Below are 395 nucleotides of genomic sequence, written 5' to 3'. Positions count from 1 at the left end.
CCACCGCCTCAATCTGCTGGCATCGCTCGCCGAGCTGCTCGAAGAAGGGACGGATAGCGGCCCGGCTGTTGCCGTGCCCCACCCACAGGACGCGGGTTCGCTCGGCATCCATGATCACGGTGGCATAGCGGTGTCCCTTGTGCAGGCAGGGCCGACGCATGATCATTCTTTGCGCTAGTTGATCAAGTATCGATCAGTTGAGCGGCGCCAAGTACGATTTTAATTGTACCTTGCGTTGCCAAGCTGTAAATCCGACATTCCGCACCTGATTTAGGAATAAATTTGCCGATAGCGCTCACCCAATACCTCCAAAATGATCTGCTGGTCTCCTGTTAGCTCCGTTACTTGTGGCGGAGCTTCTCCCAGTCGATATTCATGGATGCCACCAAAGCGCA

At 55.2% G+C, this 395-nt stretch carries 1 pseudogene; it reads right to left on the bottom strand.

The window, feature by feature from the left end:
* A pseudogene (locus tag J9889_RS16670) lies at positions 1–172 on the bottom strand (transposase); the annotation flags it as partial.
* Positions 173–395: the final 223 nt, after the last annotated feature.

It is taken from the genome of Aeromonas sp. PrichA-15 (assembly GCF_017939245.1).
Classification (GTDB): domain Bacteria; phylum Pseudomonadota; class Gammaproteobacteria; order Enterobacterales; family Aeromonadaceae; genus Aeromonas; species Aeromonas caviae.
This window is presented reverse-complemented; position numbering and strand designations above follow the sequence as displayed.